This window comes from Nonomuraea sp. NPDC049504 (assembly GCF_040676845.1).
In the GTDB taxonomy this organism is placed as follows: domain Bacteria; phylum Actinomycetota; class Actinomycetes; order Streptosporangiales; family Streptosporangiaceae; genus Nonomuraea; species Nonomuraea salmonea.
In genome coordinates, this window is the sequence record NZ_JBFAPT010000030.1 from 1 (window position 1) to 25,569 (window position 25,569).

At 72.0% G+C, this 25,569-nt stretch carries 23 protein-coding genes; 8 read left to right on the forward strand and 15 right to left on the reverse strand.

Annotated elements, in window-relative coordinates; all coding sequences use genetic code 11:
• Nucleotides 1–82: 82 nt before the first annotated feature.
• Both AB0K28_RS41290 and AB0K28_RS41295 read right to left on the reverse strand, forming a co-directional pair.
• The gene (locus AB0K28_RS41290; protein ID WP_364381199.1) at nt 83–652 is read right to left on the reverse strand and encodes an IS607 family transposase; all 570 of its coding nucleotides are present in this window, start codon (nt 650–652) and stop codon (nt 83–85) included.
• A 64-nt stretch (nt 653–716) separates the two neighbouring features.
• Nucleotides 717–2,201: a cobyric acid synthase gene (locus AB0K28_RS41295; protein WP_364381202.1), complete on the reverse strand. Its 1,485-nt coding sequence runs from the start codon at nt 2,199–2,201 to the stop codon at nt 717–719.
• A gap of 136 nt (nt 2,202–2,337) precedes the next feature.
• Here AB0K28_RS41295 and AB0K28_RS41300 point away from each other — a divergent pair, with 136 nt between their 5' ends.
• Entirely contained in the window at nt 2,338–3,717 is a 1,380-nt protein-coding gene (locus tag AB0K28_RS41300; protein ID WP_364381205.1) for an MFS transporter, read from the forward strand.
• 119 nt (nt 3,718–3,836) lie between these two features.
• Here AB0K28_RS41300 and AB0K28_RS41305 read toward each other — a convergent pair whose 3' ends face one another.
• Nucleotides 3,837–4,178, reverse strand: a complete 342-nt coding sequence (locus AB0K28_RS41305) for an antitoxin (RefSeq protein ID WP_364381208.1) — start codon at nt 4,176–4,178, stop codon at nt 3,837–3,839.
• A 148-nt stretch (nt 4,179–4,326) separates the two neighbouring features.
• Here AB0K28_RS41305 and AB0K28_RS41310 point away from each other — a divergent pair, with 148 nt between their 5' ends.
• The 3 genes from AB0K28_RS41310 to AB0K28_RS41320 are packed head-to-tail and all read left to right on the forward strand — an operon-like array spanning nt 4,327 to nt 7,117.
• Nucleotides 4,327–5,220: an ABC transporter ATP-binding protein gene (locus AB0K28_RS41310; RefSeq protein ID WP_364381211.1), complete on the forward strand. Its 894-nt coding sequence runs from the start codon at nt 4,327–4,329 to the stop codon at nt 5,218–5,220.
• The gene (locus AB0K28_RS41315; protein ID WP_364381214.1) at nt 5,217–6,008 is read left to right on the forward strand and encodes an ABC transporter permease subunit; all 792 of its coding nucleotides are present in this window, start codon (nt 5,217–5,219) and stop codon (nt 6,006–6,008) included. Before AB0K28_RS41310 ends, AB0K28_RS41315 begins: the two co-directional genes overlap by 4 nt.
• A complete protein-coding gene (locus AB0K28_RS41320; RefSeq protein ID WP_364381217.1) occupies nt 6,008–7,117 on the forward strand; it encodes a helix-turn-helix domain-containing protein in 1,110 nt (369 codons plus the stop codon). Before AB0K28_RS41315 ends, AB0K28_RS41320 begins: the two co-directional genes overlap by 1 nt.
• A 144-nt stretch (nt 7,118–7,261) precedes the next feature.
• On the opposite strand, the gene AB0K28_RS41325 is transcribed toward AB0K28_RS41320, so the two are convergent.
• From AB0K28_RS41325 to AB0K28_RS41340, 4 genes are all read right to left on the reverse strand, one after another.
• Nucleotides 7,262–7,879 carry a LysE family translocator gene (locus tag AB0K28_RS41325; protein ID WP_364381220.1) on the reverse strand — a complete coding sequence of 206 codons (618 nt, stop codon included), beginning with the start codon at nt 7,877–7,879 and terminating at the stop codon, nt 7,262–7,264.
• A gap of 5 nt (nt 7,880–7,884) precedes the next feature.
• Nucleotides 7,885–8,832, reverse strand: coding sequence for a quinone oxidoreductase (locus tag AB0K28_RS41330; protein ID WP_364381223.1), 948 nt, complete (start codon nt 8,830–8,832; stop codon nt 7,885–7,887).
• Nucleotides 8,833–9,084: 252 nt separating this feature from the next.
• Entirely contained in the window at nt 9,085–10,074 is a 990-nt protein-coding gene (locus AB0K28_RS41335) for a virginiamycin B lyase (RefSeq protein ID WP_364381226.1), read from the reverse strand.
• Between the two features lie 185 nt (nt 10,075–10,259).
• Nucleotides 10,260–12,011 (reverse strand): ABC-F family ATP-binding cassette domain-containing protein, encoded by a 1,752-nt coding sequence (locus tag AB0K28_RS41340; RefSeq protein ID WP_364381442.1) that lies wholly within the window; start codon nt 12,009–12,011, stop codon nt 10,260–10,262.
• Nucleotides 12,012–12,081: 70 nt separating this feature from the next.
• On the opposite strand from AB0K28_RS41340, the gene AB0K28_RS41345 reads away from it, so the two are divergent.
• On the forward strand, nt 12,082–12,678 hold the full coding sequence (locus tag AB0K28_RS41345; RefSeq protein ID WP_364381229.1) for a TetR/AcrR family transcriptional regulator: 597 nt from the start codon (nt 12,082–12,084) through the stop codon (nt 12,676–12,678).
• A 189-nt stretch (nt 12,679–12,867) separates the two neighbouring features.
• On the opposite strand, the gene AB0K28_RS41350 is transcribed toward AB0K28_RS41345, so the two are convergent.
• The 6 genes from AB0K28_RS41350 to AB0K28_RS41375 all read right to left on the reverse strand — a co-directional run bounded on the left by AB0K28_RS41350 (nt 12,868) and on the right by AB0K28_RS41375 (nt 18,967).
• Nucleotides 12,868–14,499: a serine/threonine-protein kinase gene (locus AB0K28_RS41350; RefSeq protein WP_364381232.1), complete on the reverse strand. Its 1,632-nt coding sequence runs from the start codon at nt 14,497–14,499 to the stop codon at nt 12,868–12,870.
• A gap of 90 nt (nt 14,500–14,589) precedes the next feature.
• On the reverse strand, nt 14,590–15,195 hold the full coding sequence (locus tag AB0K28_RS41355; protein ID WP_364381235.1) for an HAD family phosphatase: 606 nt from the start codon (nt 15,193–15,195) through the stop codon (nt 14,590–14,592).
• Nucleotides 15,185–16,267, reverse strand: a complete 1,083-nt coding sequence (locus tag AB0K28_RS41360) for an ABC transporter ATP-binding protein (protein ID WP_364381238.1) — start codon at nt 16,265–16,267, stop codon at nt 15,185–15,187. Before AB0K28_RS41360 ends, AB0K28_RS41355 begins: the two co-directional genes overlap by 11 nt.
• Nucleotides 16,264–17,118 carry an ABC transporter permease subunit gene (locus AB0K28_RS41365; RefSeq protein ID WP_345388194.1) on the reverse strand — a complete coding sequence of 285 codons (855 nt, stop codon included), beginning with the start codon at nt 17,116–17,118 and terminating at the stop codon, nt 16,264–16,266. The genes AB0K28_RS41360 and AB0K28_RS41365 overlap by 4 nt, the downstream gene beginning before the upstream one ends.
• Nucleotides 17,106–17,930: an ABC transporter permease subunit gene (locus tag AB0K28_RS41370; protein WP_364381241.1), complete on the reverse strand. Its 825-nt coding sequence runs from the start codon at nt 17,928–17,930 to the stop codon at nt 17,106–17,108. Before AB0K28_RS41370 ends, AB0K28_RS41365 begins: the two co-directional genes overlap by 13 nt.
• A complete protein-coding gene (locus AB0K28_RS41375) occupies nt 17,927–18,967 on the reverse strand; it encodes an ABC transporter substrate-binding protein (protein WP_364381244.1) in 1,041 nt (346 codons plus the stop codon). Before AB0K28_RS41375 ends, AB0K28_RS41370 begins: the two co-directional genes overlap by 4 nt.
• 223 nt (nt 18,968–19,190) lie before the next feature.
• Here AB0K28_RS41375 and AB0K28_RS41380 point away from each other — a divergent pair, with 223 nt between their 5' ends.
• The 3 genes from AB0K28_RS41380 (at nt 19,191) to dnaE (ending at nt 23,945) form a co-directional block, all read left to right on the forward strand.
• Nucleotides 19,191–19,958, forward strand: a complete 768-nt coding sequence (locus AB0K28_RS41380) for a GntR family transcriptional regulator (RefSeq protein WP_345388186.1) — start codon at nt 19,191–19,193, stop codon at nt 19,956–19,958.
• 61 nt (nt 19,959–20,019) lie between these two features.
• Nucleotides 20,020–20,286, forward strand: a complete 267-nt coding sequence (locus tag AB0K28_RS41385; protein WP_253759025.1) for a DUF6504 family protein — start codon at nt 20,020–20,022, stop codon at nt 20,284–20,286.
• Entirely contained in the window at nt 20,286–23,945 is a 3,660-nt protein-coding gene (dnaE, locus tag AB0K28_RS41390) for a DNA polymerase III subunit alpha (protein ID WP_364381248.1), read from the forward strand. The genes AB0K28_RS41385 and dnaE overlap by 1 nt, the downstream gene beginning before the upstream one ends.
• A gap of 4 nt (nt 23,946–23,949) precedes the next feature.
• On the opposite strand, the gene AB0K28_RS41395 is transcribed toward dnaE, so the two are convergent.
• Entirely contained in the window at nt 23,950–24,798 is an 849-nt protein-coding gene (locus AB0K28_RS41395) for a DUF4328 domain-containing protein (RefSeq protein ID WP_364381251.1), read from the reverse strand.
• 46 nt (nt 24,799–24,844) lie between these two features.
• Complete coding sequence (locus AB0K28_RS41400; protein WP_345388176.1) at nt 24,845–25,495, reverse strand: response regulator transcription factor; 651 nt, start codon at nt 25,493–25,495, stop codon at nt 24,845–24,847.
• Nucleotides 25,496–25,569: the final 74 nt, after the last annotated feature.

Below are 25,569 nucleotides of genomic sequence, written 5' to 3' on the forward strand. Positions count from 1 at the left end.
CGCGACAGTCCGGCGTGCCGGCCGAGTCGGGCGCGCTGCTCGAGCGTCGGGGCGAGTTCGACGCGGAAGCCCTGCCGGGAGGTCATGCCGCGTCCCGTGCTGCGCGCACCGCCGCATTGGCGCGGCGCGATGCCGAACGCCGCCCGTACAAGCGAGCACAGAACGACGTGAGAACTTCGGTCATGTCCCGTATCAGATCGTCGTCGGGTTCAGCGTCGTCGATCACGACGATGCGGCGGCCCACCGCCTCGAGCGCAGCAGACAAATGCTCGAGACCGAAGCTGGTCAGCCGGTCGCGATGCTCGACCACAATCACCGACACGGACGCGTCCCGCAGCAGCCGGGCCAGTTTCGGCCGCCTGCCGTTCAGCCCGGACCCGACTTCGGTGGCCACCTCGGAGACCGTCAAGCCCATCCCGGTCGCGGCGGTGACGACTCGCCCGGCCTGGCGCTCGAGATCCGCCTTCTGGTCGGCACTCGACACCCGGCAGTACGCCACAGTCCGGCCGTCCCTGCCAGCGGACGGCTCGAGTACCAGGTATCGGCCGGTTGCGGTCTTGACGACAGGGACGGGCATCTTGCCGTCCCGGGCCCACTGCCAGGCGGTCTGGTAGTGGACGCCGTTCCGCCTGGCCCACTCAGAGAGCTTCACACACTGATGACCTCACATAAAGACTGATGAAAACTGATGATTCAGCTGACAGCTGAGGGCCCCTCTAGGGGGCGCCGGGTGGGAGGGTGGGGAGGGTGGGGGAGGGGCCCTGCTCGATCAGGTGGAGCAGGGCGTCCGTGTCCATGTGGTGGTCGATGAGGTCGCCGAGGGCGTCCAGGCGGTCCTCGCGGAGGCGGGCGAAGTCGGTGTCAGGGGCGGGGGTGAAGGCGCGGCCGGCGCGGTCGGCGACGTCGGTCAGGAAGGCGCGGCGGAAGCCGTCGTTCTCCAGAGCGCCGTGCCAGGTGGTGCCGAAGACGTTCGCCGAGCGGCAGCCGTCCAGGAAGGGCTCGCCGCCCTCGACGGTCGCGACGCCGTGGTGGATCTCGTACGCGCGCACCGCCTCCCCGTACGCGGACCCGACGGGCCGGCCGAGCCGCTTGTCCGCCCCGAACGTGACCCGCACCGGCAGCAGCCCGAGCCCCTCGACCCGGCCCGCCCCCGACTCGACGTCGTCCACGATCTCCCGCCCGAGCATCTGGAACCCGCCGCAGATCCCCAGCACGGGCCCGGTGCGCGCGCGCAGCGCCGCCGCGAGCCCGCTCTCCCGCAGCCAGGCCAGGTCGGCGACGGTGGCACGGGAGCCGGGCAGCACGACGAGGTCGGCGTCGTCCAGCTCGCCGGCGGAGGTGGCGAAGCGCACCACCACGCCGGGCTCGGCGGCCAGCGCGTCCACGTCGGTGAAGTTGGAGATGCGCGGCAGCCGTACAACGGCGACCCGTAGCGTCCGCCGCCCGTACGGAGGCCGCACCGCCACCTGCCGCCCGTCGAGGGCGAGTGAGTCCTCGACGTCCAGCCAGAGGCCGTCCAGCCAGGGCAGCACCCCGTAGACTTCGCGGCCGGTGAGCCGCCTGATCATGTCGAGCCCGGGTTCGAGCAGCTCCTTCGCGCCGCGGAACTTGTTGACCACGAACCCGGCCACGTGCGCCTGATCGGCGTCGTCCAGCAGGCCGACGGTGCCGTAGAAGGCGGCGAACACCCCGCCCCTGTCGATGTCGCCGACCACGATGACGGGCAGGTTCGCGGCCCTGGCCAGGCCCATGTTGGCGATGTCGCCGCGGCGCAGGTTGATCTCGGCCGGGCTGCCCGCGCCCTCGCACACCACCACGTCGTACTGCTTCCTGAGCCGCTCAAGCGCCTCCAGCGCGGTCGTGCGCAGCAGGTCCTTCAGGGCGCCGTACTCCATGGCGTCCACGTCCGCGACCGGCCGGCCCATGAGCACGACCTGGCTGCGGCGGTCGCTGCCCGGTTTGAGGAGGATGGGGTTCATGTCGGCGGCCGGTTCGAGGCCGGCGGCCTGCGCCTGCACGGCCTGCGCGCGGCCGATCTCGGCGCCGTCGGCGGTGACGTACGAGTTGAGCGACATGTTCTGCGCCTTGAAGGGCGCGACGCGCACGCCACGGCGGGCCAGCCAGCGGCAGATCCCGGCCGTGACCACGCTCTTGCCCGCGTCCGATGTGGTGCCCGCCACCAGGAGTGCGCCGTTGACCATGGCCACACCGTATCGAAGCCGCAGATCACGAAATTTCCCGGAAACCGGCCATTTACGAATGCTGTGACTTCTGTCACTCTGGCTAGAACGTCGCACTAGAACTGGATTCTAGAGTCACCTACGCGAAAGGGTGGGCATGGTCGGGACGTTCGGCTCGCCACGGACGGGCACCATCGACGCGCGATCCCGCGCGCCATTCGGCTGGGCACCCCTGGTGGTGCTGTTCATCGTCGGACTAGTGGACAGGATGGAGGCCAACCTGCTGTCGGGCGTGCTCCCGGTCATCCAGCGGGAATGGCAGTTCAGCGACACCGCGGCCGGTTCCATCCCGACCGCCTCCGCCCTGGCCGCCGCCGTGGTGGCCCTGCCCGCCGGCTACCTTGCCGACCGGTTCAGCAGGACCCGGATCATCGCGATCGTCGTCTTCTGCTGGGCGCTCGCCACGCTCGGCTCCGGCATCGCGACCGGATTCGCCATGTTCTACCTGATGCGGGTGCTGCTGGCCGCCGCCGAGAACATCGACAACCCAGCCGCCGGCAGCCTCCTCGCCGACTACTACCCGCCCGCCAGCCGGGCCAAGGCGTACGGGCTGACCCGCGTCACCACGTACCTCGGCGGTGTCGGCACCCTGCTCGGCGCCCAGCTCGCCGCCGCGTTCTCGTGGCGTACGGCGTTCCTCATCATGGTCGTGCCAGGCGTGCTCACGGCGCTGCTGGTCTGGTTCCTGCGCGAGCCGCGCCGCGGCGAGCTGGACCGCATGGTCGCGAACGGCGGGATCGCCCCGCAACCGTCCATGGCCGGTGCCGGTGGTGGTGCCGGTGGTGGGGCCGCTGCGCCCGCGCCTTCCCCGTCCGCCGGGGCCGAGGTCAAGCCGCCGTTCCTGGCGCAGGTGCGCGGCGTCATGGCCATCCCGACGCTGCTGTTCGTCTGCGTCGGGCTCGCGCTGCTCAGCCTCGGGCTGGCCGGGATCTTCTTCTGGCTGCCCACGTTCATGGTGCGCGCCCTCGGCGCGGGCGTCGCCACCGCCGGCTCGCTCAGCGGCCTGCTCACCATCGCCGGGACGCTGACCGGCACGCTGGTCGGCTCCTGGCTGGGCAGGAAGTGGCATGGCACGATCAAGGGCGGGCGCCTGCTCGCGGGCGGCGGCGGCATCACGGCCGGCTCGGTGGTCCTGGCCGGCGCGCTGTCCATGGACTCGGTCGGCGCGCTGGCCGGGCTGATGCTGCTGGCCAGCGCGCTCATGTCGATCGCGATCCCCAACATGACCGCCTGCCTGGCCGACGTGGTGCCGGCCGCCGCGCGCGGGCTCGGCTTCGCCGTCCTGCAGCTCTTCCTGACCGTCGGCACGGCCTTCGGCTCGCTGGTCGTCGGCATCGTCTCCGACGGGACAGGCTCGCTGCTGACCGGCATGTACGTCCTGATCGCCCCCATGGTCGTGGGCGGCCTGCTCACGCTGGGCGCCAGGGCGTCGTTCGAACGGGACGCGGCGAAGGTCCTGGAGGACGCCCGCCACTGACCCGTCCGCCGTGCGGGCTCTCGCGGACGCCCGGCGGCGAGGGCCGTTGAGACGCCCGCCGCCGGCCTCGCGGGATGCGGCGGGAGTCTTCGGAAGACGCCCGCCGCCGGCCCGTGCGGTCAGCCCTGAGGCGGCATCCGCCGCTCCTGCTCCTCCTGGGTCGGGGGCGGCTGCTGCCCGGCCTGCCGGCCCGGCTGTCCTGGCTGCTGTCCTGGCTGCTGGCCCGTCGGCTGGCCCGTCGGCTGGCCCGTCTGCTGGCCGGTCTGCTGGCCGGTCTGGTCCTGCCCGCCGCCGTAACGGCGCTGGACGGTGTCCGCGCCTCTGCTGATGTGCTCGTCGTACTTGTGGCCGGTGCGTTCCTTGGCGTACTGCTCGGCGCGGTCGACGATCTGGTCGGCCTGCTTGGAGTGTCCCCTGGCCAGGTTCTCTGCCTTCTTCAGCCACTCTCCGATGCGGCTCATGACCTTTTCCCCGTTTCTTCCGGTTACGCCCGCCCCCTACCCCGCCAACCTGGGATGATGTCTTTGCCGGAATCCGGCAGCGAATTCGTCCGCAGACTTCCGGACCTCCCCCATGACGCGCAGCGCCCCGCGGCACGACGATACGGGCATGACAGCAGTGGTGCAGGCCGAGGGGCTGACCAAGTACTACCGCGCCCGACGCGGCCTGGAGGACCTCACGCTCGACATCCAGCCCGGGGAGATCTTCGGCTATCTGGGGCCCAACGGCGCGGGAAAGACCACGACCCTCCGGCTCCTGCTCGACGTGATCAGGCCAACCCGGGGCGCCGTGAGCGTGCTCGGCGGCCACCCGCGCGAGCCCGCCGTCCGCGCCAGGATGGGCTACCTGCCCGGTGACCTGGTGCTGGAGGGCCGCGACCGGGCCACCGACTACCTGCGCTTCCTCGCCAGAGTCCGCGGCGGCGTGCCCGCCTCCCGCATCGAGGCCCTGGCCGAGCGCTTCGACGCCGACCTGTCGGTGCCCATGCGCAAGCTCTCCAAGGGCAACAAGCAGAAGATCGGGCTCATCCAGGCGTTCATGCACGAACCGGAGCTCGTCCTCCTCGACGAGCCGACCGTGGGGCTCGACCCGCTCGTGCAGCAGGAGTTCCTGGCGCTGGTCCGCGAGGTGCGGGCGTCGGGGCGTACCGTGCTCATGTCCTCCCACGTGCTGGCCGAGGTCGAGAGCGTCTCCGACCGGGTCGGCATCGTGCGCGGCGGGCGACTGGTGGCCGTCGAGAACGTCGCCGTGCTGCGCGAGAAGGCCGTGCGCCGCGTCGAGCTGCATTTCGCCGCGCCCGTCCCGCGTGACGCCTTCGAGGGCCTGCCCGGCGTACGCGACCTGCGGGTGGAGGGCGCCGCCGTGCGGTGCACGATCGACGGACGTCCCGACGCGCTGGTCAAGGCCGCCGCCCGGTTCACCGTCGTGCACCTCGTCAGCGCGGAACCCGACCTCGAAGAGATCTTCCTGACCTACTACAGCGACGAGGAGGCGGTCCGATGATCGCCAGAAGCCTGCGCGAGCACCGCCGCCCGCTCCTGTGGTGGACGCTCGGCATCAGCGCCTTCATCGCCCTGTACGTCGCCGTCTACGGCGCCGTCCGCGCGAACCCCGACACGTACGGGCCGGCCATGCTGAACAAGTTCCCCGGCCCGCTGCGAGACCTCATGGGCGGCATGCCGGACATGACCTCTGGCGCCGGTTACCTCCAGACCGTCGTCTACCAGCTCTTCGTCCCCATGTTGTTCATCGCCTGCGCGACGCTGCTCGCCAACCGGGCACTGGCCGGGCCCGAGGAGGCCGGCACGCTCGAACTCGTCGTCACCCTGCCGGTGGACCGGCGGCGGCTGGTGCTCGACAGGTTCCTCGCGCTGGCCGTCGCACTCGTGGTGGTGGCCGTGGTGACGCTGCTGGTCGCGGTCGCGATGAGTGCGCTCGTACGGACCGGGGTGCCCTTCGACCGCATCCTGGCCGCGCAGGTCGGCGTCCTGCTGCTCGCCCTGTTCTTCGGCGCTTTGGCCCTGGCCGTCGGAGCCGTCGCCGGGCGCCGGGCCGCCGCCTCGTCCGCCGTCGGCGTGTGGGCCGTCCTCGGGTACGCGGTCGTCACCGTGGGCCGCTCATGGGACGCCGTCGCCTGGCTGCGGTGGCTCTCGCCGTTCCACTACTACGCCGACGGCCGGCCGCTCTATGAGGGGCTGCCCGTCACCGACTACCTTGTCCTCGCGGGGGCGACGGCCGTGCTCGCACTCACCGCGGTGCTCGCCTTCGACAGGCGCGACGTAGGAGTCTGATGCCGCCCACGGACCCACCCCCGGCCGCGCCCACCGGCCTGCCCACCGGCCTGCCCACCGGCCTGCCCACCGGCCTGCCCACCGGCCTGCCCACCGGCCTGCCCACCGGCCTGCTCGACGGGCTGCTCGACGGGCACCGGCGGCGGTTGGCCGAGCATGCGGCCACCGGACGGGCCTTCGACCGGCGCGCCCTCGACGCCTACCGCGCCGCCGGCAGCCAGGCCGCCCGGGCCGGCGTACCGCTGCGGCTCCTCGTCGACCGCGCGCTCGCCGCGGGCGAAGGCGTGCCCGGCGTGCTGCCCGCGCTGCGCAGGGCCGTGTCCGCGCTCATGGAGGGGTACGAGCAGGCCCAGCTCACCGCCATCCGCGAGGAGGAGAGCGCGCGCAGGGAGTTCGTGGACGACCTGCTCCAGGGCCGGGCCGAGCGGCTCGCGGAACGGGCCGAGCACTTCGGGCTGCGGCTGGCCGAGTCGTACGTGGTCGCCGTGGCCCGCGGGCTGCGCGACGGCGACCAGGACCGCATCGAACGCGACCTCATCGCCCGCTTCGGCTCCCACAACGTGCTGGTGTCCGTACGCGACGGGCTGCTTGTCTGCGTCGCCCCCGCCATGCTGGCGGCCGCCGTCGGTGAGTTCGTGCACCACGTACGCAACCGCTTCCCGCCCGGCTGGCGCGTCGGCGTCGGCCGCCCCAAACGCGGCCCCGGCGGAGTCGTGACCTCCTACCGCGAGGCCGCCCAGGCCCTCGAACTGGCCGACGGGCTCGGCCTCACCGCCGACGTCGTCAAGGCCGCCGACCTGCTGGTCTTCCCCGTGCTGCTGCGCGACAGAGGCGCCATCGAGGACCTGGTGACCAGCGTGCTCGACCCGCTCCTCGACGCCAGGGGCGGACCGGAGCCGCTGCTGGAGACCCTGGAGGCCGTCTTCGCCTCCCACGGCAACCAGACGGCCGCCGCGCGGCGGTTACGGGTGAGCCCGCGGGCGGTGACGTACCGGCTGGAACGCATCCGCCGCCTGACCGGCTTCTCCCCGGACGACCCGACACAACGCTTCACCCTGGAGACGGCCGTTCTCGGCGCCCGCCTGCTGAACTGGCCGGCCGCCTTCTGACCACAACCGCCCGCGCATTGATCGTGGTCAGCCGCTTGAGCATGCTCAGTCATCGGCGATCAGCGCGTGGCACTTCGTAGACGTCGTCCGGATCGGTCCTGTGCGTCGTCATCCGGCCGGCTGACACATGCGCGCCCCGACGGCTCATTCGCTGACGGCCAGGCGTACCCCGAACCCCACGATCACCACTCCGGTCACCCGATCGAGGACCCGCCGCACCCGAGCCGACCGCAGGACCCCGCTCATCAACGACGCGAACCCGATCAACCCGGCACTCCACACGAGCCCCTCGACCACGTGCACCCCGGCCAGCACCAGCCCCATGACCGCGTGCGGCGCCCCGTCCGGGATGAACTGGGGCAGCATCGCCACGTAGAAGGCCCCCACCTTGGGATTGAGCAGGTTCGTCAGCAGCCCCCGCCGCAACCCCTTCCAGAACCGCACCTCCTGCCCATCCACCACCTCACGCCCGGCGTCCCGCTTGAGCAGCATGCGCATCCCCATCCACACCAGGTACGCCGCCCCCGCCCACCGCAGCACGTCATAGGCCACCTGCGAGGCCGCCAGCAACGCCGACAGCCCCGCGGCGGTGAGCACACCCCACACCAGCGTGCCGAGCTGGATGCCCAGCGTCACCCCCAAGGCCGGACGCCGCCCGGCCAGCAGGGACGTCCGCAGGATCAACGCTGTGTCGAGCCCGGGCGTCACCGTGAGCAATGCGACCACGGCGGCGAACGACCAGATGGAGGTGGCGATGTCCATGAAGGTCAGGGTATGAGGAGCAGCTTCCCTGTGGTCCGCCGCCCCGCCAGGTCCTCATGCGCCTGCCGGGCGTCGGCCAGCGGGTAGCGGTGGGAGACGTTGATCCGCACCTGGCCCGCGCCGATCCAGCCGAACAGGTCGGAGGCGCGCCGCAGCAGCTCGGCCCGCTCCGCCACGTAGTGCACGAGCGTGGGCCTGGTCAGGAAGAGCGAGCCCTGCTTGTTGAGCACCTGCGGGTCCAGCGGCGGCACCGGGCCGCTGGCGGCGCCGTACAGGGCCATGAGCCCGCGCGGACGCAGCGCCTCGAGCCCGCCGTCGAACGTGGCCTTGCCGACGCCGTCGTACACCACGTCGATCGTGCCCCGCAGAGCCTGCGCGAAGTCGTCGTAGCGCAGCACCTCGTCCGCGCCCGCCTCCCTCGCCAGCTTCTCCTTCTCGTCGGTGGAGACCGTCGTGTACACCTTGGCGCCCTTGAGCTTGGCCAGCTGGATGAGCAGCTGCCCCATGCCGCCGGCCCCCGCGTGCACGAGCACCCGGTCGCCCTCCTTGACCTCGTACGTGGAGTGCGTCAGATAGTGGGCCGTCATGCCCTGCAGCATCGCCGCCGCCGCCAGCTCGGCCGACACGCTGTCCGGCACCGGCACCAGCCGATCCGCCGGCACCACGGCCTTCTCGGCATAACTCCCCAGCACACTCGCCCACGCCACGGTGTCACCCACCGCGACACCCTCTGCTCCCGGGCCGACGGCGGACACCGTCCCGGCCCCCTCGGACCCGATGGAGGTGGGCAGATCGAGCGGATAAGCACCAGACCGGTGGTAGATGTCGATGAAGTTCACCCCACTGGCGGCCACATCCACGACCACCTCACCGTCCCCGGGCACCGGATCGGGACGCTCGACATACTCAAGAACCTCTGGCCCGCCTTGAGCGGACACCATGATCGCACGCATGCCCCCTAGTCAACTCCGCCCCACCCATCACCTGTCACCCACCCCCCAGCCCTCCAGCCGGTCTCACTAGGGGACCGCTGATCAGCGATCCCACCCATGGGACCGCCAACCAGGCGGGCGTAGAGCCGTGCACGCTGCTGGGCACCCGCCCGCCAGCCGGCCCGCGGCCCCGACACCCCGATGGGGCTGTTCGCGGTCGCGCGGGGGTCATGGCATGGCTGGGGCCCGTTCGCGTCCTCCGTCTGAGGGTCGTCACATGTGGCGGGCCAGGGCGCCGGCCTCCAACGCCACCCAGATCGCTCCGTCCGGGCCCACGGTCAGACCGTGTGGCTCCGCCTTTCGCTCGGGCTTCGGTGCGTCGTCCCCCGGTTCGGCGTTCGGTCCTTGGGAGTTGTCCTCCTCTTCCGTGCTCGGTTCCTGGGGGTTGTCCCCCTGCTCCGCGTTCGGTGCGTCGGGGCCGTGCGCGGCGGCTGGCTTTGGGACCGCTGGGAGAGGGTGTTCTTCGATCTCGCCGTCTACCGTGATGCGGCCCAGGTGGCCGGTGCCCCATTCCGTGAACCACAGGGCGTTGTCGGGGCCGGTGATGATGGCGTGGGGGCGGGCGGCGCGATCGGGCAGGGGGTATTCGGTGATCTTGCCCTGTACGTCGATCCGGCCTATCTGGCCTGCGCCGATCTCGACGAACCACAGGGCGTCGTCGGGGCCGCGGGTGATGCCAACCGGGGCCGCGTTCTCCGTGGGGAGTTCGTGCACGGTCACCTCGCCCGACAGCGAGATGCGGCCGATGGCGTTGCCCTGGTTGATGGTGAACCAGAGCGCGTCGTCCGGCCCCGCCACGATGAACGACGGCATGCCGCCCTTCACCGGCACGTCGTAGGAGGTCATCGTGCCGTCGGTGGCGATGCGGCCGATCCTGTCGGTCGACATCTGGGTGAGCCACATCGCGCCGTCGGGGCCGGCGGCCAGCCCGTACGGCGAGTCGACCGTGTAGGTGGTGCGCCGCCCGTCGGCGGTGATGCGGCTGACCCGGCCGCCCTTCCACTCGCTGAACCACACGGCGTCGTCGTGGCCGCGCACGATCATGGTGGGCAGCCCGTCGGCCGGGTCGAGCTGGTGGATCTCGGGCTTCTCGCCCGGCACCAGCCGCCCGACGCGCCCCTCGTGGACGAGCGTGAACCACAGGGCGCCGTCGGCCGCGGTGGCCAGGCCGTAAGGCGAGCCGGAGTCGATGATGGTCAACATGGGAGTCCCCCCGATGGTCGTGGTCAAAAGTCGCGCTCCTGCGAGCTCCGTCTAGGTCGCGGTCAATGGATGCGACCCCGTGCTAGCTCGATCTCGGTTGCGGTCAATGGATGCGACCCCGTGCTAGCTCCGTCTAGGTCGCGGTCAATGGATGCGACCCCGTGCTAGCTCGATCTCGGTTGCGGTCAAAGGATGCGTCCTCCCGCGAGCTCGATCTCCCTGCCGCGGAAGCGCCGGATGAGTGCCCGGTCGTGGGAGACCATGACGAGGGTGCCGCGGTAGCCGTCGAGTGCGCGTTCGAGCTCTTCCGCCAGCACCGGCGACAGGTGGTTGGTGGGTTCGTCGAGGAGCAGCAGGTCGTGTTCGCGGGCCAGCAGCCTGGCCAGCGCGAGCCGCCGCTGCTGGCCGACCGACAGGTCGCCCACCCGCTGGTCGAGTGTGTGCGGCCGGAACAGGCCGGTCGCCAGCAGCGCCGCCCTGCGGTCGTCGGGATGACCCTCGCCGTACGCCTCCAGCACCGGCAGCGACGGGTCGAAGCTCACCTCCTGCGGCAGGTGACCGACCCGGCACCGGGCCCGCTCGGCCAGGACGCCCAGCAACGTGGACTTGCCCGCGCCGTTGCCGCCTCTGACCAGGACCCGGTCACCGGCCCTGATGGTGAGCGCGTCCACCCGCAGCCGATCGCCCACCCGAACGTCCCGCAACTCCACCAGCACAGCACCCGTGACAGGAGCACCCGCCTCCAGCGGCGCTGCGCCTGCGGCCGGCGCGGCTCCCTCTCCATCGGCCCGCTGTGGGCCCCTGGCTGAGGAGAAGGTGCCGCCGCCGGGCCGCTGCGTCGGTGCGGTTGGTTCTGGGCCCGCGAGGTCGGTGGTGGGTGGGGGGAGGGGGTCGGCGGTGAAGGTGGCGTGGAAGCGCAGGGGAGCGGGTGGGCGGGGGACCGGGTCGGCTTCCAGGCGGCGCAGCCGCTCGTGGGCGTTGCGGACCCTGCTGGCGACCGAGCTCTGCACACGCCCCGCGTTACGGTCGTAGGCCATCTTGTTGTTGTCGCGCATCACGCGCCCCGCCGCGACCCGGTGTGCGGTGGTGGCGGCGTGTTCGCGGACCTGGCGGACCTCGGCGCACCAGGCCGCGTACGCCTGCTCCCATCGCGCCCTGGCCGCCGCCTTGGCCGCCAGGAAACCGGTGTAGCCGCCGCCGAACCGGCTCACCGAGCCCTGCTCGACCTCGATGATCGCGGTGGCCACCCGGTCGAGGAAGACGCGGTCGTGGGAGACGACGGCCACCGCGCCCCTGTGCTCGCGAAGCCGGTCTTCGAGCCAGGTCAGGGCCGACTCGTCGAGGTGGTTGGTCGGCTCGTCGAGCAGCAGCACGCGGGGGGCGGCGGCCAGCACGCAGGCCAGGCCGAGCCGCGCCTGCTCGCCGCCGGACAGGCTGCCGAGCATGCGGTCGTGGCCCACGTGCGCCAGCCCGAGGCCGTGGAAGGCCCGCTCGACCCGCGCGTCGGCCTCGTAACCGCCGCGCAGCTCATAGGCGGTGCACAGCTCGCCGTATTCGTCCATGACCTGCTGCGTCGCCTCCTCCGACAGTGCCGACTCCAGCTCGCGCATCCTGCGCTCCATGGCACGCAGGTCGGCCAGCGCGGCGTCGACGGCCTCGCGGACCGTGCCGCCGGACGGCAGGCCGAGCGTCTCGGCGAGCGTCTGGCCGACGTAGCCGAGGTCGGCGCCCGCCCGAACCTCGCCCCGCACCTCGCCCCGAACCTCGCCCTCGTCGGGCCGCTCGGCTCCGGCCAGCAGGCGCAGCAAGGTGGACTTGCCCGAGCCGTTCTCGCCGACGATGCCGACGCGCTCGCCGGTGCGTACGGACATGGACACGTCGCTGAGGACGGCGCGTCCGTCGTAGGACTTGAAAACCCCGCGAAGACTGATCAGGATGGAACTCCAATCGCAACTGGTGTTGCTTTAGGATGGCACAAGATCACAACTAACGCAACTGGAGTAGTTTTTGGAGCGCAAAGAGCCCGTCAAGCGTCCGGGTGGGCGCAGCGCCCGCGTACGCGACGCCGTACGCCAGGCGACCCTCGCCGAGCTGGCCGAACACGGCTACGCGGGCCTGACCGTGGAGCGGGTCGCAGAGCGGTCAGGCGTGCACAAGACGACCGTTTACCGGCGGTGGGGCGGTGTCGAGGGGCTGATCTCCGACGCGCTCGAACTCGCCGCCGACGAGCCGTGGCCCATCCCCGACACGGGGTCGATCGAGGGTGATCTGCGGGGGATCGTCCAGCTCGTACGGGTCGGCTTCCAGGATCCCGAGCTGGGCCCCGTGTCGTCCGCCTTCGTGGCCGCCGCCGTGCAGAACGAGGCCGCCGCCCGTTCGCTGCACGAGTTCTTCGTCTCGCGCCACGAGCAGTCGGCCGCTGTCGTACGCCGGGCGGTCCAGCGCGGCGAGCTGCCCGGCGTCGTCGATCCCCGGGAGGTGATCAGAGTGGCGGTCGCGCCCGTCTACTACCGGCTGTTCGTCGCCCACGAGCCGGTCACAGAACGCGACGCCGACCGCGCCGCCGACGCCGCCCTCGCCGCCGCCCGCGCCGGCGTCCTATGAGCCGGTCCCTCCAAGCTGGTGCGTCCAAGCGGGCGCCCCAAGCCGGCGTCCGTCAAACCGGCGTCCGTCAAACCGGCGTCCGTCAAACCGGCGTTCTTCAAGCGAGGCGCCGTGCGGGCGACCTCTCACCAGGGGTCCGCGTCGGCGGACTTTGAGCAGAGCGCCGCGCGGGCGTCCTTTGTGCGAAGGTTACGGCTCCAGGCGGCCGCGTAGTTCGAAGTCGTCCCAGGTCGTGCGCACCACCGACCTGTCGTCCTTCGGTGTGCGCGCGAACAGCCCGAGCGAGCCGTTGCCGATCCCGTTCGGGTCCTCCGCCTCCTGGACGAGCTCGTCGTTCACCCACATCGACAGCCGCACGGTCTTGCCGCTCTGCTCGCACGCCACCGTGATCCGCGCCTTGCCGGGCAACGCGTCCACCTTCACGGGCTGGGCGATCATGCCGCCCGAGCCGTCGACGATACGGCGGATGCGGGCGTTGCCCTTGGTGTCGAGGGTGAACTCGTAGTAGTTGTCGCCGTCTTCGGAGTTGTGGCAGTAGAGGCCGTATTCGCCGGTGCCGACGGTCTTGGTGACGTCGGCGGTGACGGCCATGACCACCGACTGGGGCAGCATCGGCGTCGGGCTCGCCGTCGGGTCGGGCGTCGCGGTCGGCGTGTAGAACAGGTAGGGTACGGGCGCCCTGGCCCACCGCTCCTCGTAGTCGGGCTCGGCGTCCATCCCGTACGTGCCGTCGGTCCGGTAGCCGACGCTGCCCGCGGACTGCGGGTCGTACGAGCCGGTCCAGCCGCCCGTCGTCTGCGTGAAGTCCTCCTGGTAGAGCAGCCCCAGGTCTTTGGGCGGCCCGCTCGGGACGAACAGCGCCCAGGCGCCCACCCCGGCCGCCAGCACGACCGCCGCGGCCGCCGCCACCGCCGCGTACAGCCTGCCCCGCCGCGCCCGCACGCCGCCCGGCGCCGGGGCGACCGTGTAGGGGGCGGTGGACTGCTGCCAGGCCACCTGTACGGTGTGCGCCGCCTGCTCGGGCGCCGCCGACCGGCCCACGAGGGCGTCGAGGAGCTGCTGCGCGGTGGGCCGTTGGGACGGGTCCTTGTTCAGGGCCGCGGCGACCAGCTCGCGCAGGCCGGGGTCGATGGCTTCGAGATTGGGCTCGGTGTTGAGCACCTGGTAGACCATGGCAGGCAGCGTGTCGCCGCCGAACGGGGCGCGTCCGCTCGCCGCGAACGCCACCAGGCAGCCCCACGAGAACACGTCGCAGGCGGGGGAGATCGGGTCGCCGCGCAGCACCTCGGGCGCCATGTAGCGGGGCGTGCCGATGACCTCGCCGGTGCTGGTGACGCCGCCGATCGTGTCGAGTGCCCGCGCGATGCCGAAGTCGATCACGCGCGGCCCGACGGGGGACAGCAGCACGTTGGACGGCTTGAGGTCGCGGTGCACGACCCCGGCCGCGTGGATCGCGGTGAGCGCCGTGGCCACGCTGACGGCCAGCGCGTCGAGGCTGGAGCCGCGCAGCGGGCCGGACTGGCGTACGGCCTCGTCGAGGTTGGGGCCGGGGACGTATTCGGTGACGACGTAGAGCTGGTTGCCTTCGAGCGCGGCGTCGAGGACGGCGGCCGTGCAGAAGCGGCGCACCCGCTGCGCCGCGTCCGCCTCCCTGCGGAACCGCATGCGGAACTGCTCGTGCTGGCTGAGCTCCGGGTTGATCACCTTGACGGCGACCCGTTGCCCAGCGGGATCCTCGGCGAGGTGGACCGTGCCCATCCCACCCCGCCCCAGCACGCTTAGCAGCCTGTAGCGCCCGATGTGGGAGGTTTCACCGCTCACGCCGCGCAAGCTTACCGACACCTGCGGCATCGCCGCAGATCTCGGCCCCGACACGCGTACATGAGATGCCTTTTCACCGCATGACGGCCTTCACGGGGTGACGCAGGCGCACACCCTGCGCAGGGACGGGAGCCCGTGCTCAGGGCCCGCGACCAGGACGTGGCAGCCCGCGGCGCGGGCCGCCGCTATGCCGGTGGGGCTGTCCTCGATGGCCACGCAGCGCGAGGGCCTCGCGCCCAGGCGGCGGGCGGCCTCCAGGTACGGGTCGGGCCAGGGCTTGCCGCGTTCGGTGTCCTCGTCGGCGATGATCAGGTCGAACGTGTGGCCCAGCCGGGGCAGCACCAGGTCCACGACGCTGCGGGGCGAGGCGCTGACGAGGGCGGTGGGGATGTCGACGGCGGCCAGGCCGGACAGCAGCTCGGCCGCGCCGGGCAGGACCGTGGCGTCGCGCTCCACCCGATCGGCGAACGCCTCGGTGAGGCGGGCGGCGAGGGCGGGCTCGCCGAGGTGGTGGGCCACGTCCTCGATGGTGCGCCCATGGACGTGCGGGACGTCGTCCTGAGTGAGCGGACGGCCGGCGACGTCGGCGACCGCCTCCCACCACAGCCGCTCGGTGTCCACCAAGGTCCCGTCCATGTCCAGCAACACCGCGTCCGGGGCGGTGGGTGGTGAAGGGCCGGAGACGTCAGAGGGCATCGGCTGCGACGGCCGGGGCCGGGGTCGTGACGGTGCGGGGGGCCACGAGGACCGGGCGTTCCACCAGGCGGACCGACACCTGCGCCCCCGGGCCGAGACGGGCGGCCTCGTGGCCGGGGACGTCGGCCAGGACCTCGCCGCCGGCCACGGCGAGCCGCAGCCGTACGGAGGCGCCCCGGAAGGACGCGGCGAGGACCTCGGCGCGAGCACCTCCAGCCTCCTCGGGGGCGGTGACCTGGACGGCCTCCGGGCGGACCAGCACGTCCACGGAGGGATCATCGGGTACGGGCCCGTCGAGCGGCAACGACTGCCCCAGAACGGACACCCGGTCATCCGCCACCTGCCCGGCGAGGTGGTTCATGGTGCCGACGAACTCGGCGACGAACGGCGTGGCGGGCCGGTCGTACACCTCGGCGGGTGCGCCGACCTGTTCGAGGCGCCCGTCCCGCAGCACCGCGACCCGGTCCGCGACGGACAGGGCCTCCTCCTGGTCGTGGGTGACGAAGATGGTGGTGATGCCGAGGTCGAGCTGCAGCCGCCGGATCTCCTCGCGCAGCGTGACGCGGACCTTGGCGTCCAGGGCGGACAGCGGCTCGTCGAGCAGCAGCACGCGCGGTTCGAGCGCGAGCGCCCTGGCGAGCGCGACGCGCTGCTGCTGCCCGCCGGAGAGCTGGTGCGGGTAGCGGTCGGCGTGGGAGGGCAGCCCGACGAGTTCGAGCAGCTCGTCGGCCTTGGCCCGCCGGGCGGGGGCGGGCACCTTGCGCACCCGCAGCCCGAAGGCGACGTTGTCGCGGGCGTTGAGGTTGGGGAAGAGCGAGTACGACTGGAACACCATGCCGGCGTCGCGCTTGTTGGCCGGCACGTCGGTGACGTCGCGGCCGTCGACGAGCACGGCCCCCGAATCGGGACGCTCGAAGCCGGCCACGCAGCGCAGCGCGGTCGTCTTGCCGCACCCCGACGGCCCCAGCAGGGCCACGAACTCGCCGGGCGCGATGACCAGATCGAGGCCGTCGAGTGCCACCGTCCTGCCGAAGACCCGCCGCAGCGCCCTGAACTCCACCGATGCCGTCATTTCCCCTCCTTCTTCTTCCCGAACACCGTGGACACGGCGAGCAGCAGCAACCAGATGAGCAGCAGGCTGAGTATCGACACCGCGACCGACAGCTGGCCCTTGGAGCCGGAGACGGTCACGATCCACACCGCGAACGGCTCGTACCCGAGCAGGCTGGCCACGGTGTACTCGCCCAGCACCAGCGCCAGCGTCAGGAACGACGCGCTGGCGAGGGCCGAGCGCAGGTTGGGCACGACGACGCGGGCCAGCACGTACGGCCACGACGCCCCGAGGTTGCGCGCCGCCTCGACGAGGGTCCGCACGTCCATGGTGCGCAGCCCGGCGTCCAGCGACCGGTGGACGAACGGCAGCACCAGCACCACGTACGCCAGCACGAGCACGACGGGGAAGCCGGGGTCCTGCACGGCGATGATCGTGGCCCAGAACGGCGTCGGTTCGAGCAGCTCGGTGCCGTTGCGCAGCGTGGTGCCGATCCCGGCGACGAACGTGATGGGCGGCACCACCAGCGGCAGCGTGCAGATCACCTCCATGACGGGCCGCAGCCGGGGCGCGAAGAGCCGTACGGCGAGCATGGCGGGCAGCGTCAGGAGCAGCACCAGCACGATGGTGGCCAGCGCGAGGCCGAGTGAGAGCGTCAGCGAGCGGACGAAGCCGTCGGCGGTGAGCAACTCGCCGTAGGGGGCGAACGACACGCCGGTGGCAGGCGTGTGGATCGTGTACCAGAGCGAGGTGCCGAGCGGGATCAGGAAGTACGCGGCGGCCAGCGCGAACACCAGGCCCCGCCAGGCCCGCGGGCGGGGGCGGCGAGCGACGTCGCCCGAGACGCGTTCGAGGCCGGTCAGTGCAGCCATCGCGAGGTCCTCCTCTGCAGCGGCAGGTAGACGGCCATGACGAGCCCGGCCACGACGACCATGTCGAGGCTGAGCGCGAGCGCGATGTTCTCGTAGCCGATCAGCACGTCGCCGGTCAGCGCGCTGGCGATCTTCAGGGTGACGAGCGGGACGACGGTGCCGACCATGGCGTTGGCGGTGGCGTACGCGGAGAAGGACGACCCGAACAGCAGCACGACGCCGCCCAGCATGGCGGGGGCGAGCACCGGCAGCGCCACGAAGCGCCAGTAGTGCCAGGCGGTGGCCCCGCTGCCGGCGGCGGCCTCGCGCCACTGGGGGCGCAGCCCGTCGAGCGCGGGGGCCATGGCGAGCACCATGAGCGGGATCGAGAAGTACAGGTAGACCACGACCAGGCCCCAGAACGTGTAGAGGGAGCCGGACGGCAGCCCCACCAGGCCGCTGATGACGCCGGAGTTGCCGAGCGTGGCGATCCAGAAGAACGCCAGCGGCACCCCGCCGAAGTTGGCGAGCACGCCGGAGGCGGTCAGCACGGCCTCGCGCAGCAGGGTCGAGCGCGAGGTGACGACCGCGTACGCGAGGAACGTGCCGAGCACGGCCCCGAGCAGCGCCACCATGGCCGACAGCTTGATGCTGCCGATCATGGCGGTGAGGTAGCCGCCCTGCAGGCTCTGTGTGACGTTGGCCAGGCTCGGCCGTCCCTGCGCCGTGAAGGCCCCCGCCACCAGCGCGATGGCGGGGACGCCGAACACGAGCGCGAAGAACGCGAGCAGCGGCAGGGTGCCGAGCCAGCCCTTGGACCGGGAGCGGCTCATCCCGAGATCGCGGCGTCCCAGTCGGTGGCCAGCTTGGCCTTGGCCGCGTCGACCTGCTCGGAGGTGGGGAACGTGGGCGTGCCCTCGACCTCGGGGAGCAGCGCGGCGAGCGCCTTGTCGACGGTGCCGTCTGCGGTCATGGCGGGCAGCAGGACGGGCCTGGCGAAGCCCTTGAGGTAGAGGTTCTGGCCCTCGGCGCTGTAGAGGTACTCCTGCCACAGGCGGGCGGCGGCCGGGTGCGGCGCGTCCTTGTTGACGGCCTGGGCGTACATCTGGAAGTACTTGCCGTCCGTGGGGACGTTCACCTTCCAGTCGATGCCCTTGGCGGCCATCTGGGGGGCGTAGGCGGCGTTGTTGTAGTCCCAGTCGATGCTGATCTTGGTCTCGCCCTTCTCGATGGTCGCGGGCGTGGTCTCGACCGGGTTGTAGTTGCCGGCGTCCTTGAGCTTCTTGAAGAACTCGATGCCGGGGCCGATGTCGTCGAAGGAGCCGCCGCCGGCGATGGCGGCGGCGTACACGCCGGCGAAGGCCGAGCCGGCCTCGGTGGGGTTGCCGTTCATCGCGACCTGGCCCTTGTACTCGGGCTTGAGCAGGTCGGCGAAGCTCGTCGGGCAGGTCTTGATCTGCTTGGCGTCGCAGCCGATGGAGACGTAGCCGCCGTAGTCGTTGACCCAGAGCCCGGTCGGCTCCTTCTGCCCCTCGGGGATCTTGTCGAAGGTCTGCACCTTGTACGGCGCGAACAGGCCCTCCTTGGCCCCGCTGATGGCGAAGGACTGGCCGAGGTCGAGCACGTCGGGGGCGCGGTCCTGGCCCTTGCGGGTCTTCACCGCGTTGATCTCGTCGGCGCTGGCGGCGTCGGGGGTCTCGCTCTCGATCTTGATGCCGTATTTCGCCTGGAACTTCTCGATGATCTCGCCGTAGTTGGCCCAGTCGGGCGGCAGGGCGATGACGTGCAGGTTGCCCTCCTTCTTGGCCGCCTCGACGAGCTTGTCGAACCCGCCGAAGTCGGCGGCGGAGGTGGCGGTGGCCGCGTTCACGCCGCCTTGCGCCGTTGTGGACTGTCGGCTGCTCGGAGCGGCGCCACACGCCGCGGTGAGGAGGGTCAGGACTGCGGCAACGCCGGCCGCACGGGCGCGAGGTGTGAACACGACGCCTCCATTTTCCAGGGGGTGTAGCAAGAAGGTAGGGGAACTTGTACAAACAAGCGAGCACCAGTAAGTCGCATGAATGTTGCTCTTTCATGAATGGGGAGGGTCGGGAATGGTCGCGCGCTATGAACGGATCGCCGATGCCCTGCGCGAGGAGATCCTGTCCGGCGTGCACCCGGTCGGCTCCCAGCTGCCCAGCGAGGCCGAGCTGGCGGAGCGGCACGCGGCGGCGCGCGGCACCGTACGCCAGGCGGTGGCCGTGCTGGCCGCCGAGGGCCTGGTCGGCTCCCGGCAGGGGGCCAGGCGCATCGTGCTCGGCAGAGCGCGCAGCCAGAGCTTCGCCGAACTGCACAGCTTCGCTCAGTGGGCCCGCGCGAACGGTTACCGCTTCGGCGGCCAGGTGATCGCCCAGCGCCGCCGCCGCGCGAGCGGCGCCGAGTCGGCCAGACTCGCCTGTGAGGAGGTGCTGGAAGTGCTGCGGGTGCGCTCGCTGGAGGGCGAGCCCGTGCTGCTGGAACGCACGGTGTACGCCGGGTGGGTGGCCGCCGCCGTCGAGGAGCTGCCCGCCGACTGCGAGTCCGTCACCGAGGCCCTGTACGCCTCCACCGGCCTGGTGTTCGCCTATGGCGAGCACCTCATCGACGCCGTGGCCGCGGGCGCTGAGGACGCCCGTCTGCTGGGCGTGCGCAGGGGCAGCCCGCTGCTGCGCCAGCGACGGGTGACGACCACCCACGAGGGCAGGCCGGTGGAGTCGTCGGACGACCGCTATCGCCCGGGCAGCGTGGCCTTCAGCATCCGCAACTCGATCGGCGCGAACCCGCTCGCCCGGCAGGCGGGCGACTTGCGTTTCGGGCCGGGAGAACATATGTTCGAGTCATAAGCGCCCGTCTTCCCCCGGGTGGCTCAGCACAGGCACCACCAGAGCCGCGGGGAGACGCGTCTTGAGCAGACTCTATGGCGATCCGATAGAGGTGTGGACCCGAGACGGGGAGCCCACCCAGTTCGTCTGGCGTGACCGGCTCTATCTCGTCCGCCGCGTGCTCGACCAGTGGGTGGTCGCGCGCGAGTGGTGGAAGACCGGCGAGGGCGACCCGGGTGAGCGTCAGTTCTGGCGGGTCGAGGCCAGCCCCGGCCGCGAGGTGGGCTCCTACGAGCTGCGTTACGACACCGCCGGCAACGGCTGGCTGCTGCTGAGGGCGTGGGACTGATGGCGCCCCCGTTCCCCCACCTCAACGTGAGCTCCGCCTACTCGATGCGCTACGGCACCGCGTTCCCGCGCGCGCTGGTGAGCAGGGCGGCCGACTACGGCATGGACATCCTGGCGCTGACCGACCGCGACGGCCTCTACGGTGCGATCAAGCACGTGCAGGCGTGCGCCGAGGCCGGCATCGCGCCCGTCGTCGGCGTCAACCTGGCCCTCGACGCGCCCGCCGGGGCGTTCACCCCGGTGCCCGGCATCCGCACGCCGCGCCCGCGCACCGGCCCCGCGGCGGAGGACCGCGTCACGGTGCTGGCCCGCGGCAAGGGCTGGTCGCGGCTGGCCCGCCTGGTCACCGCCGCCCACTACGCGGGCGAGCGGGGCGCGCCGAAGGTGACCCGCGAGCTGCTCGCCGAGTGGGCGGGCGGCCCCGGCACGCCCGGATTCGGCGCCGAGGACGGCCTCGTGGTGCTGCTCGGCCCCCGCTCCGACGTGGGCCGCGCGGTCGCGGAGCGGCGCGACGAGCACGCGAGGACGCTGCTCGGCCTGTGGCGCGCCGCCCTGCCCGGCGTGGTGGTCGAGCTGGTCGACCAGTACGGCTTCCGCGACGCCACCACGGCCGTGCGCATGCTCGGCCTGGCCGAGTCGATGGACGTGCCCGCAGTCCTGACCAACGCCGTGCGCTACCTCGACCCCGCCGACCACCAGGTGGGCGACGTGCTCGACGCGGCCCGCCAGCTCGTCCCGCTGCACCCGCGCCACCTCGACCGCACGACCTCCCACGCCTACCTCAAGGGCACCAAGGAGATGCTGCAGGTGGCGGCCAAGGTGTGCGCGGGCGACCAGGAGCGGATGGTCCACCTGCTGCGCACCACCAGGCGGCTGGCGGAGGCCTGCGCGATGGACCCGCTCGACCTGCTGGCGCTGCGCAACGACCCGCCCGCGCTGCACCTGCCCGAGATCGGCCGCGACCCGGTGCCGCTGCTGCGCAACCGGGTCGAGGACGGCCTGTTCAGGCGCGGGCTCGACCGCTCGGCCGAGGCCAGGCGGCGGCTGGACGACGAGCTGGCCATCATCGAGCGCAAGCGCCTGTCGGGCTACTTCATCGCGGTGGCCGGCATCACCGACATGATCCGCGGCATGGGCATCCGCTGCGCCATCCGCGGCTCGGGCGCGGGCAGCCTGGTCAACTACCTCATCGACATCGGCGAGGTGAACCCGCTCGACCACGGCCTGCTCATGGAGCGCTTCCTGTCGGAGGGCCGCATCGGGCTGCCCGACATCGACGTCGACGTCGAGTCGGCCCGCCGCCTCGACTGCTACCAGGCCATCTTCGAGCGTTACGGCGAGTCCAGGGTGGCCTGCGTGTCCATGATGGAGACCTACCGCGCCCGCAGCGCCATCCGCGACGTCGCCGGCGCCATGGGCCTGCCGCCCCACGAGATCGACGCCATCGCCAAGGCGTTCCCGCACATCAGGGCCAAGCAGATCACCGCGTCCCTGCACGACCTGCCCGAGCTGCGCGAGAGCCGGCTCGGTGACGCGGGGCTCGACCGGGTGTTCCGGCTGGCGGAGAAGCTCGACGGGCTGCCCAGGCACATCGCGCTGCACCCGTGCGGCGTGCTGATCGGCAACGCGGGGCTGCGCGACCGCACGCCGGTGGAGCGCAGCCTGCTGGAGTTCCCGATGTCGCAGTTCGACAAGGAGGACGTGGAGGAGGCTGGGCTGCTCAAGCTCGACGTGCTGGGCGTGCGGATGCAGTCGGCCCTGGCGTACGCGCTGAGCGAGATCAAGCGGGTGGACGGCATCGAGGTGAAGCTGGACACCCAGCACGGCGACGAGCAGCCCGACGTCCAGTACGTCCCCCACGACGACCAGGAGACGTACGACATGATCTGCGCCTCCCGCACCCTGGGCTGCTTCCAGATCGAGTCGCCCGGCCAGCGCGAGCTGGTCGCCAAGCTGGAGCCGCGCAGGATGCACGACCTGATCGTGGACATCTCGCTGTTCCGTCCAGGACCGGTCAACTCCGACATGGTCACCCCCTACCTGGAGGCCAGGGGCGGCTGGCGGCAGCCGTACTACCCGCACGAGCGGCTGCGCGAGGCGCTGAAGGAGACCCACGGGGTGGTGGTGTTCCACGAGCAGGTGCTGAAGATCATCTCGGTGATGACCGGGCGCGACCTGTCGTACGCCGAGAAGCTGCGCCGCACGCTCGACACGCCGGAGGGCCGCGCCCGGGTGCGCCGCGCGTTCATGCCGCTGGCCAGGGCCAACGGGTTCGACGACGCGGCCGTGGAGCGGGCCTGGCAGGTGCTCGACGCGTTCGGCTCCTTCGGGTTCTGCAAGGCGCACGCGGCGGCGTTCGCGCTGCCCACCTACCAGTCGGCCTGGCTCAAGCGGCACCACACGGCGGCGTTCTTCGCCGGCGTGCTCACCCACGAGCCCGGCATGTACCCGCCGCGCGTCATCATCGACGAGGCCAGGCAGTGCGGGGTGCGGATCCTCCCGCTCGACGTCAACAAGTCGGGCAAGGACTGGCAGGTCGAGCGGCTCGGGCCGCGGGTGCAGGTGCGGGTGCGGCCGTCCGGGCTGGAGGGCGGCTCGCGGGTGCGCAGGGAGTTCAGGATCGGCGACATCGGCAAGGGGTACGCGCTGCGCGTGCCGTTCTCGGCCATCAAGGGCGTGAGCGAGGCGGAGGTCGAGCGGATGGTGGCGGGGCAGCCGTACACGTCGCTGGCCGACTTCTGGGACCGCGCCAGGCCGTCGCGGCCCACGATCGAGCGCATCGTCCAGGTCGGCGGCCTCGACGCGCTGCACGACCTGCACCCGGGCGGCCCGCGCTGGCGGCCCGGCGAGCTGACCCGCCGCGACCTGATCGCCCAGGTGGGCGTGCTCGACCGGGCCTCGGCCCACGGCGTGCAGGCGGGCCCGCGCAAGTCCCGCCGCTACAGCTCCCACATGTCTCAAAGGGACGTGTCGCCTCCCCAGAACGCGGCTCCTCCGGCGGTGCAGCTTCCGCTCGGGTTCGGCGAGAGGCTGCCGCCGGGGGAGCTGCCCGAGATGACCGAGACCGAGATGGTCGAGGCCGAGCTGGACATCCTCGGCATCGACGTCAGCCGGCACGTCATCAGCTTCCACCAGGAGCTGCTCGACGCGCTCGGAGTGGTACGTTCCAGCGACCTGCTCCGCCAGCGCAACGGGGCGGAGATCCTGGTGGCCGGGGTCAAGGTGGCCACCCAGACGCCGGCCATCCGCTCGGGCCAGCGGATCATCTTCACCACGCTCGACGACTCGACCGGGCCGATCGACCTGACGTTCTTCGAGTCGGTGCAGGGCCGGTGCGCCTCGATCGTGTTCGGCTCGTGGCTGATGCTGGCCAGGGGAGTGGTCAGGCGCACGGGGGCGCGGGCGGTGACCATGCGGGCGGTCGACTGCTGGAACCTGGCCGACCTCGACGCGCTCTGGCGCTCGCAGGGCATCGAGGCGGTGCGCGCCCTCATCGACCGGACTCCCGAGGAGGCGGCGGGCGTCGGCGGCCGGCCGATCGAGTACGCCAACGGCTTCCGCCTGTCGCCCTACTCCGACCTCGCCCCCGCCGTCACCACGAACCCGCCGCGGCAGCTCTGGCACGCCAGCCCCGGCAGCTCGGGCCCGACGGCGGCGTGACCGCTCAGCCGGTCTGCGGCTGCGTCTGAGGCGGCGCCTGAACAGGAGCCTGAACAGGCGGCTGCACAGGGGTCTGTACGGGCGCCTGCGGCTGCTGCGGGATCACCGGCTGAAGCTGCGTCTGAAGCTGTGTCTGAAGCTGTGTCTGGGGCTGTGTCCGGGGCTGGGGTGCGGGCTTGGGGTGCGCGGAGACCCGCAGGGTGCCCGACTCCAGGGTCCACGTCGTCCGCGCGGCCCGCTGCAGCCCGGCCAGCTCCCGCACCGTGGCGGCGCACAGCACCGCCGCCACCGCCGCGCAGGCCAGCTCGGGCACGCCCACGCCGGTCAGGTCGACGTCCGACGAGCCGAGCGGCAGCCGGATCGTCACCATCGCCAGCGTGGCCAGCCAGCTCAGCCACCACGCGGCCAGCAGGACCAGCCACCTGCCCCGGCGGCCGGCCGGCGGGCGGGCGCCCCGCCACACCTGATCGACCAGCACCACGGGCGCGACCAGGTTGACCAGCGGGATCAGCCAGGCCGCCGCCACCGGACCGGTCGCCGCCGAGCGGTCGTTGGCCCGCCTGGCACGTACCAACCAGGTCGCGTACGCGGCGGCGGCGGCGATCGTGGTGCCCGCCACCAGCATCATCAGCACCGCGAACAGGGTCACCGCCCCCACCACCGCCTCGGCGTCGGCCCCCTGGGGCCGCCCGCCGAACGCGGCGAGCTGCACGGCGAGGTCGCGGCCGCGGGTCAGCTCGAAGATCACGAGGGCGGCGAGGGAGAGGACCTGGGCGGTCAGCGTCACGTAGACGGCGGCGGCTCTGGCGGGTGATGCCTGGGTGTAGCGCACGTTGTTCTCCCCCCGGGCCATGCGCTGAGGTTCTGATTCACTTGTATCCCGGGAGCCCCGCTGTTAATCAGCTCACCACGCCGGATTCCCACGCCCATGCCGCGATTCCGACCCTGTTGCGCACGCCGAGCTTGGCCTGGATGCTCCCGAGGTGCGTCTTCACCGTCGACAGCGACACGAACAGCTCGGCGGCCACCTCCTTGTTGGTCCGTCCCCTGGCCACCAGGCGCACGACGTCCAGCTCGCGGTCGGTCAGCGGGTCGGCGGCCGGCAGCGGGGCCGGCGTGCGGGGCTGCGACAGGTGCTGCAGCAGCCGTACGGTCACCGAGGGCGACACCAGCGCGTCGCCCACCGAGGCGGCCCTGACGGCCTCGACGAGCAGCGTGGGGCCGCTGTCCTTGAGCAGGAAGCCGGTGGCGCCGGAGCGCAGGGCGCCGTAGACGTACTCGTCCAGGTCGAACGTGGTGACGATGACGACCCGCAGCGGGTTCTCCACGCCCGGCCCGGCCAGCGCCCTGGTCACCTCCAGCCCGTCCAGCTTGGGCATCCTGATGTCGAGCAGGCACACGTCCGGGCGCAGCCGCCTGGCCTCGGCCACCGCCTCCGCCCCGTCGGCGACGGCGGCCACGACCTCCATGTCCGGTTGCGCGTCCAGGATCATTTGGAAGCCGGTTCTTACCAGTTGCTGGTCGTCGGCGATGAGTACCCGAATAGTCACCCGACAACTCTATGGAGCGGCCGGGACGAGGATCGGCCGTTCGGCCGATGACGGACCGACCGCACGGCCGATCC